The 15524-nt window shown below is 40.6% G+C and carries 10 protein-coding genes; 3 read left to right on the top strand and 7 right to left on the bottom strand.

Features of this window, described 5'->3' with window-relative positions:
* Positions 1–7: 7 nt before the first annotated feature.
* Positions 8–1417: a YfcC family protein gene (locus CWC29_RS18945; RefSeq protein WP_128727131.1), complete on the top strand. Its 1410-nt coding sequence runs from the start codon at positions 8–10 to the stop codon at positions 1415–1417.
* Positions 1418–1583: 166 nt separating this feature from the next.
* Complete coding sequence (locus tag CWC29_RS18940; RefSeq protein ID WP_138524222.1) at positions 1584–4130, top strand: putative bifunctional diguanylate cyclase/phosphodiesterase; 2547 nt, start codon at positions 1584–1586, stop codon at positions 4128–4130.
* A 55-nt stretch (positions 4131–4185) separates the two neighbouring features.
* Here the strand turns inward: CWC29_RS18940 and hemH are convergent, their stop codons facing one another.
* Positions 4186–5205 carry a ferrochelatase gene (gene hemH, locus CWC29_RS18935; RefSeq protein ID WP_128727133.1) on the bottom strand — a complete coding sequence of 340 codons (1020 nt, stop codon included), beginning with the start codon at positions 5203–5205 and terminating at the stop codon, positions 4186–4188.
* Positions 5206–5441: 236 nt separating this feature from the next.
* On the opposite strand from hemH, the gene CWC29_RS18930 reads away from it, so the two are divergent.
* The gene (locus CWC29_RS18930; RefSeq protein ID WP_138524220.1) at positions 5442–6995 is read left to right on the top strand and encodes a methyl-accepting chemotaxis protein; all 1554 of its coding nucleotides are present in this window, start codon (positions 5442–5444) and stop codon (positions 6993–6995) included.
* An 84-nt stretch (positions 6996–7079) separates the two neighbouring features.
* On the opposite strand, the gene CWC29_RS18925 is transcribed toward CWC29_RS18930, so the two are convergent.
* The 6 genes from CWC29_RS18925 to CWC29_RS18900 form a co-directional block, all read right to left on the bottom strand.
* The gene (locus CWC29_RS18925; RefSeq protein WP_167815450.1) at positions 7080–8543 is read right to left on the bottom strand and encodes a S41 family peptidase; all 1464 of its coding nucleotides are present in this window, start codon (positions 8541–8543) and stop codon (positions 7080–7082) included.
* Positions 8544–8632: 89 nt separating this feature from the next.
* Positions 8633–9892: a sensor histidine kinase gene (locus CWC29_RS18920; protein ID WP_138524216.1), complete on the bottom strand. Its 1260-nt coding sequence runs from the start codon at positions 9890–9892 to the stop codon at positions 8633–8635.
* Positions 9889–10593, bottom strand: a complete 705-nt coding sequence (locus CWC29_RS18915; RefSeq protein ID WP_138524214.1) for a response regulator transcription factor — start codon at positions 10591–10593, stop codon at positions 9889–9891. The genes CWC29_RS18920 and CWC29_RS18915 overlap by 4 nt, the downstream gene beginning before the upstream one ends.
* Before the next feature lie 36 nt (positions 10594–10629).
* Entirely contained in the window at positions 10630–11838 is a 1209-nt protein-coding gene (locus CWC29_RS18910) for a tyrosine-type recombinase/integrase (RefSeq protein WP_138524212.1), read from the bottom strand.
* A gap of 214 nt (positions 11839–12052) precedes the next feature.
* Positions 12053–13282 carry a DUF642 domain-containing protein gene (locus CWC29_RS18905; protein ID WP_138524210.1) on the bottom strand — a complete coding sequence of 410 codons (1230 nt, stop codon included), beginning with the start codon at positions 13280–13282 and terminating at the stop codon, positions 12053–12055.
* Between the two features lie 443 nt (positions 13283–13725).
* Positions 13726–14958: a DUF642 domain-containing protein gene (locus CWC29_RS18900; protein WP_138524208.1), complete on the bottom strand. Its 1233-nt coding sequence runs from the start codon at positions 14956–14958 to the stop codon at positions 13726–13728.
* Positions 14959–15524: the final 566 nt, after the last annotated feature.

Below are 15524 nucleotides of genomic sequence, written 5' to 3'. Positions count from 1 at the left end.
ACTTTCCATGGCAAAAACATTGAAAGTTCCTCATACGCTAGTCTTGCTGCTAGGTATGATGCTAATTGCACTGCTGTCGACCTGGATTATTCCACAAGGTTTTTTTGATACCGCAACCACAGACTCAGGTAGACAAGTTGTACTTGCTGGTACCTACCATATCGCAGATGAGTCCGTTCGTCTTACTCCTTGGGATCTATTAAAAGCTATCCCTCGTGCTTTTGCTGCTGCACAAGACGTAATCTTCTTTGTGATGATAGTCGGCGGTGTACTCGCTATTGCGCGCGCAACAGGCACTGTTGATGCGCTAATTGGCCGCTTACTTGAAAAAAATGGTGATAAGCCGCAAAAACTCATTTTTATGGTTGTGTTCTGTTTTGCAATCGCGTCAAGCGCTATCGGTACTGCCGGAGAATACATTCCTTTTGTACTTATTTTGGTAGCACTTTGTAAAGCGATGAAATTAGATGCCATGACCGCGGTAGGCATGATTATCGCTGGCTACGGTATTGGTTACGGTGTCTCAGCATTTAACCCATTTACGGTATTAATCGCCCAACAAATCGCTGAAGTCCCAGTATATTCAGGTATTTGGTTACGATTTGCGATTTTTATTCCATTTGTCTTAATTGGATTTCATCATGTATGGAACTATTCAAAAAAGGTACAGCAAAACCCCGAATATTCTATGATGAAAGGCGTGCCTTGCCCACTTGCGGGTCAGGAAGCTCCTAGCTATCCACAGCTTAATGGTCGTCATAGAACTATTTTGCTGACTTTCGTTGTGACTCTCGTGTGTGCGGTTTGGGGGATTGCAACTCAAGGATGGTATCTATACGAGCTAGGTGGCTTATTTATCGCGTGGGGTGTCGTTATTTCAATCCTCGGTAAACTTTCAGCAGATGAAGCAGCAAATCGATTTATCGAAGGAGTCTCTGACCTTGTTACTACCGCTGTACTTATTGGTGTAGCTCGTGGTATTGCACTTATTCTTGAGGATGGTCAAATCCTGCACACCATCGTACATGGCCTTTCTACACCACTTTCTTATGTAGCTGCGGAAATTTCGGCGGTGGGTATGTTAATTATCCAAACGCTTTTAAATATGTTCATACCATCGGGCTCTGGTCAGGCTTATGTCACTATGCCATTGATGGTTCCAGTGGGTGATTTAGTTGGGGTACCAAGACAAGTTGCAGTGCTGGCCTATCAATTTGGTGATGGTTTCTCCAATATGATAGTACCAACTAATGCAGTATTAATGGGGATCCTTGGTATGGCAGGGGTTCCTTATACGCATTGGTTTAAATTCTGCATGCCGTTAATGGCTAAACTTATGCTGGCTGCCGCAACTGTGCTAGTGCTCGCGGTTATGTTTGGCTACGGCCTTGACGTACAACCGCAAATTACCGGCTAATCTCCCTAAAGTAAGATGGCGTCTACTGACGCTATCTTCTTACCACTGACCACCAACCATCACTCAAAGCAAATTTATTGATCTGAGTTTATATTCTATGTAGTTTAATGAACTATTATTATCTATTAAACACAGCTCTTGGTTAGGATTGGCCCTACAGACTTCTATGAATTTATCGTTTAGCCATTTTTACAATATGACATCCACCAGCCAGCGTTATCAATTTGCCTTAAAGCAATTGTACGAGCGCTTTGATGCTGATCACTGCTTTGTGGGTAAGTTTATCGATAACGACAAACGTGTAAAAACCGTGATGTACCTTGCGGATGGTGAAGAAGTCGACAATATCATTTATGACCTAGAAGGCACGCCATGCTTTGACGCGAAGGCAAGTAATGGCGTTTGCAGTGTTACCAGTGGCCTACAACAACTGTATGAAGAGGATGAAATTCTTCGTGTCCTCAGTATAGAAGGATATTTAGGAGTAACGCTAAGAGCGTTAGATCATACTCCAATCGGTATCATGGTCTGTTTATTTAACAAGGAACAACATGTTAGCCGTGAAGAAAAACTATGGTTTCAAGAGCTAGGACACCTGATCTCAACCGAGCTTAGTCATAACTTAGAGCTAAATAAACAAGGTATTTTGCTCAAACAGCTTGCAAAAGGCGAGCAGATAGCAGATTTATGTACTTGGACTTGGCAGCTTAAACAAAACAAACACTATTTTTCCTCTCATTTAAATCATTTGCTGAAAACACAAGCAGATTCACCTTCATTATCGTTACTTCTTGATAAGCTCATGATAGAAGATAGTGAAAGGTTAAGAGTTGCATTGGAAAAGGTAAGGTTAGGTGCTGTTCGTAATATAGATTTACAAGTTTCGTTAGCGTCACGGACAGAACATCATGGTCTACTGCGAATTATCGGACAGGTTGAGCCTGATGATCAAAACATAGATGATGTAATCTTCACCGCAACCATACAAGATATTAGTTACATTTCTTCGCTTAATAAACAGCTTGAGCTGACCAATGTTGTTTTCGAGCATGCCACTGAAGCGATTATGATCACCAACAATGACAATAAAATTATTATGGTGAATCGTGCGTTTGAGCGCTTAACGGGCTACACAGGCTATGAATTGTTAGGGCAAGACCCTGCAGTTCTTTCCTCTGGTAAGCAAGACAAATCTTTTTATGAAGCCATGTGGGCGTCGTTGAGTACACTTGGTCATTGGAAAGGGGAGATCCATAATCGTCGTAAAAATGGTCAAATTTACCCTGAAGAGCTAACGCTCAGTGTCGTCAAAGACGAGCATGGTAAAATCGCTAACTATGTTGGCATTTTTAGAGACATTACTGAGTGGAAGCGTAACGAGTCCCAACTCACCTTTTACGCCAACCATGAGCCGCTAACAGCACTTTTAAATCGCCGCAGCTTTATGCAGCGCCTAGAAGAGCAGATCTCAGGTTCTAGAAGTAACAATACCAGTTGCTCACTACTTTTTATTGGCTTGGATAGGTTTAAAGAAGTCAACGATGTTTTTGGCCCGGAGATTGGCGATAAGGTACTTATATCTGTTGCAAAACGATTAAAAAATGCCGTTCGACAAAATGATATTATCGCAAGGTATGGTGGTGATGAATTTGCGCTATTGCTCACTCATAGCGATGTAGAAAGTGCACTTAAAGTTGCCCAGAAGCTTTCACAGAAACTCTCTCAACCTTATGTATTTAATGAAATTACCATTGAAGTTACTTGCTCGACGGGAGTTGCACAACTCGAAGCAGGTTCACGGATCACTGCTGCAAATTTATTGAGAAACGCGGCGCATGCACTTAACAGTGTGAAAAAAACTGAGCGCGGGCAGGTAGCCCTACACAATGCGGCAATTCAAAACGCCTATTTAAACAAAATAAAGCTTAAGGACAAGTTGAAACAAGCACTTAAAGAAAGATCGCTAACTGTATACTACCAGCCAATCGTAAATGCTGACACAAATCACATCACAAAGTTTGAAGCACTAGTGCGTTGGTTTGATGATGAATACGGCATGGTGTCGCCAGGCACTTTTATTCCTATTGCTGAAGAGTTTGGTCTTATCCATTTAGTTGGACAGTTTGTGCTTGAGCGTAGCTGTCAAGACTTAGCAAAAATTCATCATGCTGGTTTCACAGATATAGGTATTTCTATTAATCGTTCCGTTAGCGAGTTTAAAGCCAGTATTAATCAGGTGAAGTTAATCACCTGTGCTATTGAAAAAGCCAAGATCCCGTATGAAGCAATTACCATTGAAGTAACTGAATCACTTGCCACGAATCGCTATACATGGAAAACGCTCAACCAACTAAGAGAACATGGCGTCAAAGTTTCACTTGATGATTTTTGTACTGGCTATTCGTCATTAAGTAACTTAATAGAAAATCAGGTCGATTACCTAAAAATAGATAAGAGCTTTGTCGACAGCTTAATGTCTGATTACAACAAACAAGTAATGATAGACTGCCTTATAAAGCTGAGTGATCAATTGGGGATTGGAGTGATAGCAGAGGGGGTTGAGCAATTCACTCAACTTGAAAAGCTGCGAGAGCTCGGCTGCCATCATATTCAAGGGTTCTTTTACAGTCCGGCGAAACCGATTGAAGCTTGTCTGGAGTTATTAACAACAAATGCTTTTGCAGAGCAAACACAAAGTGCAGTTGAAAAGTAAGGTGTGATGATTTGATATCACACCTTAAAAAGGTATGGTTACTACTGGGCCTTTATTACAATAGGGGCTTTATCAAAGCAGTTATCGCTTTAATGTGGTCATCACGCTCGTTTAACGCAGGAATATAACGGTACTTTTCACCGCCAGCAGACTCAAAGACCTCGCGGTTTTCTACTTCCAACTCTTCTAACGTTTCCAAGCAATCTGCACTAAAAGCCGGACTTAATATTGCGACGTTTTTAATACCTTGACTCGGAAAGCTCTCAAGTGTTTTGTCCGTATAGGGTTGCAACCATTCTGCTTTGCCAAAACGACTTTGGAAGGTTGTCATGACTTTTTCTTTATCAAGATTGAGTTTTTCAACAACTAATCGAGTCGTTTGCTGACAAAAACAATGATACGGATCGCCTCTATCTAGAAATAGTTTTGGTGTACCATGATATGAAAAAACCAGTTTATCTGGCTCACCATTCGCCTTAAGGTCCTCCCTAATGGAGTTAGCTAAAGACTCTATATAAAGGGGGTGTTTATGATAGCCATTAATAAAATGCAGTTCGGGAACCCAGCGCCAGCCCCTAAGCACTTTGGAGATCTGATCAAAGGTTGAGCCTGTTGTCGCGCTGGAGTATTGAGGATATAGCGGCACAACGATAATGCGAGAAACACCTTTTTCTCTTAATTTTTCAAGCCCAGATTCAATCGATGGGTTACCATAGCGCATCGCGAGTTCAACTTCTATCTCTTCAAAGCCTTCACTTCGTAGTTGCTTTTCTATTTTATCAGTTTGCGCTCGACTAATGGTAATCAACGGAGAGCCTGCATCGGTCCAAATTGATTGATAGGCATGGGCTGATTTTTTAGGACGAACACGTAGAATAATCCCATGCAAAATGATTAACCAAATTAGTCTTGGAATTTCAACGATTCGGGGGTCGGAGAGGAACTCAGCTAGATAAACTCTAAGTGCTTTAGCCGTTGGTGCATCAGGGCTACCTAAATTCGTAATAAGAATACCCGTTTTGGAATTAAATCGGCCTTCATGGGGATTATCTGTAATGGCTGAAAAGCGAGACACCTAACGCTCCTTAGATTATCATTTTAATAGAGTTATTTTACAAGAAAGCCTATACGGGAGTAAGCCTAATTTCGATCTAAACTGGCATAAATCAATTTGCGACCAAAATTAACTCACACTATAGTTGTAATTATCATTAATTAGCCCCGTCTCTATTGCTATTCGGGGGTTGAGGGCGTATTTTCCTGAAAATCTTTAAGGGAAAATCAATTTTTTGTTAGTTTTGGACTAGTCTAATGAGAACCAACCACCCAGTAACGCAAAGAGAAAAGACCTTTTCTCGCGATGTAAAACTCATCTCTGTCACCGATCTAAAAGGTAATATCGTTGATTGCAATCAAGCTTTTATCGATGTTAGTGGTTTTACACGTGATGAGCTTGTTGGTCAACCTCATAATATAGTACGACATCCAGATATGCCACCTCTAGCGTTTCACACGATGTGGAAGCAGCTTAAAACAGGCAAACCATGGATGGGGATCGTAAAAAATCGCTGTAAAAATGGTGATCACTATTGGGTTGATGCTTATGTAACGCCAATAACGGAAAACGGCAAAATCATTGGTTACGAATCAGTTAGAAGCTGCCCAGATAGGGCTACGGTTGAACGAGCAAGTCAACTTTACACCAGCGTTAATACCAATAAGGGAAGCGGTATCCGCCTTCCAAAATTACGTGTGATTTGGCCAGTATTTAACATCGCTTCGTCCCTTGCGCTTTGGTATTTTGCCTCAGAGTCTGCAGGATTTTTCTGGTTAATGGCGAATATGCTCGCGTATTCTGCCTATGCGACTTGGCGCGATAAGGAACAGTTGAGACGTCTGGAATCTGAGTTGGCACACAGCTTTTGCGATGAAATATCCGAGCAAGTTTACTCAACATGGGATGGTACCATGGGGTCAATCCAAGTACGCTTGAAAAGTGAAAGGGCACACCTAGATACAATTCTCACCCGTGTTGAACACGCTGCACAGGACGTATCAAAAGGAGCCCACACAGCAAGTAAAGAAGCGCGGGCCACCTATGCTGATTTACAAAAGCAGCAAACTGAGACAGAACTTGTTGCCACTGCTATGAACGAAATGACAACAACCATCAACGATGTATCTAACAGTGTGCAACTGAGTGCTAAAGATGCTCAAAACTCCCTTGATTTGACTTCTCAAACTGAAAAAATCGCTAATAAAACCAAAGTTGCCTTTGGTGATTTGAGTAACACGATTGCCGACATACGCAACTCTGTTGAAGGCGTCTCTAAACAAACTGATAAAATTGCTGCCGCCGCACAAATTATCGAACAAATCGCAGAGCAAACAAATTTGCTAGCACTAAATGCGGCAATTGAAGCTGCGCGAGCTGGCGAACAAGGTAGGGGGTTTGCCGTAGTTGCTGATGAGGTTAGGCATCTTGCACAACGCACTCAAGAGTCGACAAAAGAGATCCATGCAATTATTGAACAACTAACCAGCAGCACTCAAGCGTCTGTAAATATTGCTCAGCAAGGTCAAGAAGAATCGCTCCATGGTATTGAGCAATTAAATCAAAGCACTGATATGCTTCAACAAATCACTCAAGCTGTTATTCAAATTAGTGACATGTCGATGCAAATTGCAACTTCGGTTGAGCAACAAGCGACTGTGTCTGATGACATAAACCAGCAAGTAGTGAATATTGCCCAGCTTGCGAACAACAGTCTAGATAGTGCAGACAAAGTACATCAAGAGAGTAAAGACCTAGAAACTACAGCAAAAGAAATGCATGAATTGATTATTCGTTTTAAGCGTAAATGATGATAATTAGTTGAGTTAAACGTAGTGGCTCAGATCCATCGCTAATAATAAAAAGGACATCAGTTGATGTCCTTTCCATCATAATTAGGGCTCATAGCTTAATATTGACAATACTTTTTCAATCGCCGCATCTTTGTTCTTTTTTCTAAATGTGATGTCGAAAGGATCGACTTCAACGTCAACAGGAACACCTAGCACCTCCACATTCAAATCCGAACTGTTTTCATAGTACTCATTACTAAGCTCATAAATCCAACCGTTGGGTAGCATCCGTGGAAAAGTATCAGAGGTAACACCAGCTGTAGCACGTCCTACTAATGTTACTTGAGGCAGCGCAGACATCGCCAATGCAAAGGTTTCGCCAGCACTGAAAGTACCGTTTGAGGTTAGGAGATAAATGTCTTTAAGGTAATATGGCCTGTTATTATCAGGCTCTGCATAAACTGCTGTCAGCTGATGTAGCTCCCCTGCATAAAACGTACTAATATCCCAAACAAGCGTATTTTGTGAGATAAAGCGCTTGATTAATTCTAGTGCCTGTATGTCATAGCCACCTTCGTTATCGCGAATATCAATGATCAGCTGATCTGTACGGGATAAGTCTGTGAAAATTTCATCCAGTAAATCGTTGAAAGCCGCATTGGCATAACTAATATCTTGACGTTCAATACCTCCTACATCAATAAAATTTGCAAAACTATAGAGCTTCAAATAACCAATATGTTGACCTCCAGTGTTAATCACTCCCCAATTAGGGCTATTCAGACTTTGCTGTTTACGCATTATAAAGTCTTGCTTTGTCTCTTGATCCAGGTATCGTGCAATCGTGATTTGTAGTTGATTCGTTTGCGTTTCAATATATTTTTCAACAAGCTCACCAGTTAAGCTTAGATCAAATGCTTCTCGCTCTAACCTTTTGAACAAGGTAGGCTTAGCTTCAAAGTTTATCGGTTCTTCTTCAAGGCTAAAATAAAGCCTAGTGTGACCATCATTTAGTAATTCAAGTATCTCACGAAATACACCAAGTAGCTTTGTTTCATTGGCATCACTTAGCTGCCCAGCATACTGGTTATAAACAGCATCCCAATCTACGCTACGCTCAGAGAAAAATGCATAGTGATTTTTCATATCCAACCAAAAAAGTTCAAAGATGGCCTGTGCGTCAAACGTATAGTCACTTTTATCTGAGGTAGATATAAACCCGTCTTTACAGACTTCATCGAGACTGGATATTTCAGTGTATTTTACAGGGCCAGAATCGTAGGGTCGTTTATAGTTGAGCAAACCTACATTTTTGGCGCTAAACGCATCAAATAACGAAAGTGGATCCAATGTCAGAATTGGATAGCAAGAGGAGCCTGTCACTTGCCAAGTCACAAGGCGCTCATCAACTATTTGTTTTATTTCACCATAATGTTCCGAATACCAAAGCTCGTTTCGTTGCGTTTTTTGAACAACTTCTACGCTGCTTTTATTTTCGTCAAAATGGCAACCAGCAACGCCGATACACAAGATTAAAGTGATTGGTCTTAAATTGAATTTTTTCATCATAACTTCCTATCGAATTAAAATATGAAGTTATCTTAAAGTGTAAGCAGCGATTTGATTGTCGCGGATTTGTCAGGGATTTGTCATAACTAATTGATTAACATTGGGGACAAATTGATAGTTAGACATGCACCACCGAGTTCACTTCTGCTTACCGAGATCCCAGCGTCGTAGTGCAATAAAATTTCTTTTACGATGGTCAAGCCAAGGCCTGCACCTCGTCTTTTTCCTGAGCGACTTTCATCTACCGTAAAAAAGGCTTGGAAGACTAACTCATGTTTATCTTCGGCAATGCCAATGCCATCATCTTCAACAGTTAGGAGAAGTTGAGCGTTACATAAACTTAGTGAAACACGGATCTGCTCCACTGCAAATTTATCAGCATTAACAATTAAGTTATGAAGCACACGTTTCACATCTGTTTGGCAGGCCCTTATCCTCACTGAGTTTGGACAATTTATAGTTATAGGGTGGTTACAGTATTTTTCTAAAGTGATGATGTATTCATTAATTAGTGTACACAAATCAAAATTGGAAACGCTGATCTTTGCGGAAAACTGTTCTACTTTACTGAACTCCAAAATTTCATGCACCAGCATTTCAAGCTCTTCACATTCCTCAAATAACTCTCGAACCAGATTTTTGTTCTTTGGCGGAACATCAAGCAACTCAAGCTTGAGCTGAAGTCGGAATAATGGCGTTTTGAGCTCGTGAGATACGGCTCTGATCATATTCCTTTGCTGTGCAAAGGCACACTCTAATTTTTCAGCCATTTGATTAAAGGCGTAATTGACACGTCCAACTGCTAAAAGTCCGGTATCAGCACGTTTAGATAACAATCCTTGTGCAATTAGTTTACTAGCATGTTCTAACCTAGAAAGTCGAAATTGCAACCAAAGTGAGTGCAACAAAAATAGGACTAGGATTAGTCCCAAGGGTAAACCATACTGAATAAAATTGAGGATCGCCCCTGCAGAGCCTTGCACTCCAACCGCAGAAAACGCAATTAACTCTTTACCTTGTATCTTTGCGATTACGGTTTGTAATTCCTCATCATAAACGTTTTCGATGACTAGCTTAGTCGTTTGCTCAAATGCAGGTTTATCAAGTGTCTGTACTTTTAGATTACTTTTTTCTGAGATCTGGGCAAGTAAAGCTTGCCACTGAGCATCATCCAAGCCAGGACGAGCTGCTTCTAAAGCATAAACATAGGCTAGATAATCTAGCTCTACGTCCTTTTTCAGCTCTTTTGAGAAATAACTTGTAGCTAGAGAAGTCAAAAGGGGGTTTATCACTAAAAACAAACTAACAAAGAGTAAGCTTGCAAATGCAAAACGTATGCTTGTCATTCAGTTTCCTTGCTATTTACAAAAATATATCCTTTCCCTCTTACAGTGATAAGGTGTTGATAGGGCATTTCATCACCGATAATCTTTCTTATCTTCATGATTTTATTGTCAACTGTACGATCGAAACCATCAAATGAGCGGCCGTACAGCTGAGTTGAAATCTGGTCGCGACTAAGAATAGAGTCAACATTAGACGCCAAAAAATGAAATAATGTGTATTCACTGTCTGAGAGACCAAGCGGTATACCATCTTGGCTTGCTTGCCTTGTCGATGAGTTAAATGAGAAGGGGCCAACACGGAGCACGTGCCCATTTCGCTGTTTATTCTTACTTTCTTCTGCTAAGCGAACTAGTTTTCGAAATCTCGCTAAGATAATTCGAGGGTTGACTGGCTTATGAATAAAGTCATCAGCACCCATTTCTAATAGCGTAATTTCGTCTATATCATCGTGACTCGCGGTTAGCACAATCAATTTACCATTGTACCTGTTTTGTAATGATCTACAGATCTCGAAACCATCTTTATTTGGTAACATCAAATCAAGCAATACAAAATCCGGTTGAAGTTGCAGTACATGCGCCAACCCACTCACTCCATCATTTTGGATACTCACGATAAAACCATGTTTTTCAAAAAAGCGCCTAAGCAGCTCCGCCAGGCCTAAGTCATCTTCAATGATTACCAATGATCTAGCGCTCATACATACTCCTTAAAATCCAGACCGAACGCTCAGAGCCTAAATCTTCCGTTTTAAGCCTGATTTAGCACGCTCTTTAATATTGGTTTGAATATAGATTTGATCTGTTGTTGCGATTTTGGCGTGACCTAAATCTTCAGATAGATGTTTTAGCGGGCGGTGATGTGCATCATGCGTCGCACCTGTATGTCTTAGCCAGTGTGAAGTCGCAGCTTCGAGCTGCTCTGACTCTTCCGTAAAGCCATCTTCCTTTAGTTTTGCCACTGCTAAGTCAAAACTTTGCTGAACAATACGGCGTAATTGACGAACGTTCATACCGCCTTGTCCCCTTAGTTTATGAACAATTGGGTAGGGCTCATCAACGCGAGGTAGGGCGCTTAACCCCCGGTACTGTCGATAACGCTTTAAATAACCAATAAAGTCTTCGCTAAGCGTTACATCCCTTAGCTTATTGCCCTTACCCATAATTCTTAGGTACCAAAAATCATCTTGATCCTGCCAAAAATGACTCATTACTGGTGACCAATGAGGGCGGTCAGACAGCTCTGAAATACGTAAATACAAACCCTTTAAACAAGCTAATACAAAGAGATTCCGTTCTAGATCCGGCTGCTGTTCACTTAAATCACGTGTTACGCCAAAAACATATTCCCATTGCAAGTCACTCAGTGTATCAGGAAGATTGATTTGCGATTGAACAACTAAATATGGGTTATTTTTTTTAACCACCGGAACAAAGTTCGCGAACGACTTTTCTTCTAAAATGGCAAACTTGTAAAACACATTCAGCGCGGTAAACATCGCAGCCAACGTTTGCTGGCTAGCGCCGTTTTCTTTGAGAACAAACGGCCGCCAATTTTCGTTAACCTGACGAATACCTTGGTTTTGTTTATAACGCCACTGTACAGAAGTTTGCGTCCATGCTTTATCAGGCTCAACCACAAAATCCACATACGCCTCGATATCTTCCCGTTTAAGCTCAAACACTGACTTCTCAGCAACCAGCCATGACCATAAATAAAAACGTTCAAGCTCATTACGAAAGCGGTTAAAAGTTGCTTCAGACTTACGACCGTAAACATACAAAAACTGAAATAAAAACTGCAGCTCGTTATCTACTGGTAATAATTTACCATGGCGAGCCAAAAATTTTTTCAGCTCGGGATATTCATGCGCAAGCGTATCATCTTCAAGGTGGGCGATTTGATACCTAAGCTGCTTTAAGGTGTCGACCAATGGTAAAATCATGATAAGTCCGATATTGGTTAGTATTGGACATATTATAGTGACACCTATACATGTTATGCAACACTGTATAAATAAGCCTATAATTTAAGTTATGTTAAATAGGTTAAATACCAACATTTTGCCGGTCTATTATCTATTCAACAAAGCAAAAACGAAAAAAAGCGAGGGTTTCCCCTCGCCTTGTCTACAATCTACTGTCTACGTGTTCCTGTATTTATTTACAGTAGTTCGCTACATACGTTAAGTCATTGATGTGCTCTGGACCATCCATGACAAAAGTCGATTCTGCAGTGTTTGGATCTAATGTATAGATCTTTGCATCTTCTCCTTTATTGCGGCCAGACACGTATAGCGTACCATCTGAGCTTACCGCCAAACCAGATGCCCAATTCACACCATGTTCGCCAACTAAGTCTAACGTCATCGCGCCTTTGTCTAACGTGTAAAGTGCTTTGCCTGTGAGGACGTAAATTACATTTGTGTCTGCTGAATAAGCAATGTCACCATGTGAAAAGTCATCACCAGTATAGCTTAACTTGCCAAATACTGTTTTTTCACCCGTCTGCATATCAAACTCATACAGATAAGTTTTACTGGTAGCTAATAACTTAGTGCCGTCTGGCGTTACTGCTGAGCGATAAATCGGCCAAGAAACCGCATTAGCAGCTAAAGTCTGCTCCGCATTGTCTAATGAGACCTTCCACAGTGATGACGTTTTAGTTGCGCTATCATTTTGCTCCATAAAGTATAGCTCACCATCATGTGCGGCGATATTTGAAGCTGTATTGGCTACCCCATCAACGTACGCATAAGTACCGTTGGTGACATCAAAATGATAAACATAGCTGTTGTTGTCTTCACCAAAGTTATTGATACCATAAACGCCAACTTTACAAGTCACCGGTGGCTCTGGTGGTGTAACTTCCTCTTCCTCTGTCACTACTACGTTGTCTAATAACGCACCCAATGAATCAGAAGTACCTAGGCCTTGAAACCGAAGTTGTGTTGAACTGCTCGTCGCTTCAACTGTGTACTCGTACTTTGTCCAGCCTCGGGTCGTTGCATTCATTGTTGCTAGGGTTGTATCACCAAACCATGCTCTTGCTCTATTTGTAGAGTTGTCACCTACAATTCTTGCTGAGTAATAAAAACTGACCTTGTAGCGTTTGCCAATCACAGTTGGAATATCTTGATAAATTGAGTAGTTTCCCGTCGAATCTAATTCAATATGACTGTCACCGCTCTGCGAGTCTATAAAATTTATCGTTGTCTTTTGGATTTCAAGTTTCGCACCTTCTGTACTCCACCCTTCTATTTCATCTAGTAAAGCCCAAGTCCCAGTTATTAAAGAGTTGTTTTCAAAAGAACCATTAGAGACTAAGTTTTCTGAACCTAGTACCGAGAATGGTAAAATTAATATCACCTTGGCTAATATCTTTTTCATAATGCATCTCTCGCTGATTAAATACTAATATAGATAAAGCAAAATTAAGGCCAATTTCAATTAAAGATAATTTTCTTTAATATCAATGTGATAGTTATATTTTTAAGGATATACCCTGTGTATTTAGTCTTAAGTTTTGAAATTTGCAAAAAAGTTTTTATTTTGCAAATGCAACAGGCAACTTCATTAGTCGGTCGAACCAGACACTTTATTTAAAATATCTATGAGCTTCTCTGTTTAAAATTAGGCCGGGTCGCAGGAGGATTTCTAAAGTTGTGCTTGATGTGTTAAATGAAATGCTATTTTAAGCTATCGGAGCACCAGTCTCGCCCCTAGTCAACCCAAAGATAAATACTTCTATGTAGCGATATAGAAGCTTGGGTCCAAAACGAAAAAAGCGAGGGTTTCCCCTCGCCTTGTCTACTGTCTACGTATTTTTGTATTTATTCGCAGTAGTTCGCTACATATGTTAAGTCGTTGATGTGCTCTGGGCCATCCATGACAAAAGTCGATTCTGCAGTGTTTGGATCTAATGTATAGATCTTTGCATCTTCTCCTTTATTGCGGCCAGACACGTATAGCGTACCATCTGAGCTTACCGCCAAACCAGATGCCCAATTCACACCATGTTCGCCAACTAGGTCTAGCGTCATCGCGCCTTTGTCTAACGTGTAAAGTGCTTTGCCTGTTAGGACGTAAATTACATTTGTGTCTGCTGAATAAGCAATATCACCGTGTGAAAAGTCATCACCAGCATAGCTTAACTTGCCAAATACTGTTTTTTCACCCGTCTGCATATCAAACTCATACAGATAAGTTTTACTGGTCGCTAATAACTTAGTGCCGTCTGGCGTTACTGCTGAGCGATAAATCGGCCAAGAAACCGCATTAGCAGCTAAAGTCTGCTCCGCGTTGTCTAATGAGACCTTCCACAGTGATGACGCTTTAGTTGCGCTATCATTTTGCTCCATAAAGTATAGCTCACCATCATGTGCGGCGATATTTGAAGCTGTATTGGCTACCCCATCAACGTACGCATAAGTACCATTGGTGACATCAAAATGATAAACATAGCTGTTGTTGTCTTCACCAAAGTTATTGATACCATAAACGCCAACTTTACAAGTCACCGGTGGCTCTGGTGGTGTAACTTCTTCTTCCTCTGTCACTACTACGTTGTCTAATAACGCACCCAATGAATCAGAAGTACCTAGGCCTTGAAACCGAAGTTGTGTTGAACTGCTCGTCGCTTCAACTGTGTACTCGTATTTTGTCCAGCCTCGGGTCGTTGCATTCATAGTCACTAACGTGCTATCACCAAACCAAGCACGAGCACGATTGGTTGAATTATTGTTTACAATTCGAGGCGAGTAATAAAAGCTCACAGTATATTTTTTACCAGCTGTTGTCGGAATATTCTGGTAGATAGTATAATTTGCTGTAGAGTCAAGCTCTAGGTATTGATTGCCCTCTTGTGGCACGATAATACCGAGACTTTGTTTTTGAATTTCAAATCTGGCACCGTCTCTACTCCAACCTTGGAGGTTGTCAAATAACGCCCAATCACCAGAAATATTTCCTGATGTTTCAAAAGAGCCGTTAACAACAAGATTATCGGCAGCACTTGCTGTACCAACGACTGACATTAACACTAAGGTTGCAAAGTTAAGTTTCATAGCCACTCCAATAAAATAGGGTTAATGTAAATTTATTGTTTACAGCAACACCTCTTAATATACTACCATTGTCGTACTTTTCTCCTCTACGGTCAATGCATAACCGAAAAACCAGATTTTATGATGTTTTACATCACTAAAGCAACTTAAAATCCAATACTTTTGGATTAGTTAAAAAGCATTGTGTTTTGAAATTTATTCGAGACTTTAATGGAGCTCATTATCTCATGACTCAAACTGAAGTTTAGGAACGGAATACGCTATATCGTTGCCGTCAGAATTTAGTGATAAACACAACACCCAAAGAAGGGTTTTGATGCAGTTAAGAGTCTATAGTGTAACCGCTTTGACAAATACTTATTGTGGCGACAGTATTTTCAGTAAACTTCGCTGTTCTTTTGGCTAATTATATTGATTAATAAAATTTCCTTTTCCAAAGCGCTTAAACCTACCCACTCTGAGTCTACTCGGGTAGTAGTGACTTTCTGCGTTATATGTTATCTATTCAAAAAACAGCCAGATTGAAATAATTTACTGAGGCGATCTAATACACAGCCCATATTCAG

Source organism: Pseudoalteromonas galatheae (assembly GCF_005886105.2).
Taxonomy (GTDB): Bacteria; Pseudomonadota; Gammaproteobacteria; order Enterobacterales; family Alteromonadaceae; genus Pseudoalteromonas; species Pseudoalteromonas galatheae.
The sequence above is the reverse complement of the archived record's forward strand: the minus strand, read 5'-3'. Positions and strand labels throughout refer to the sequence as shown.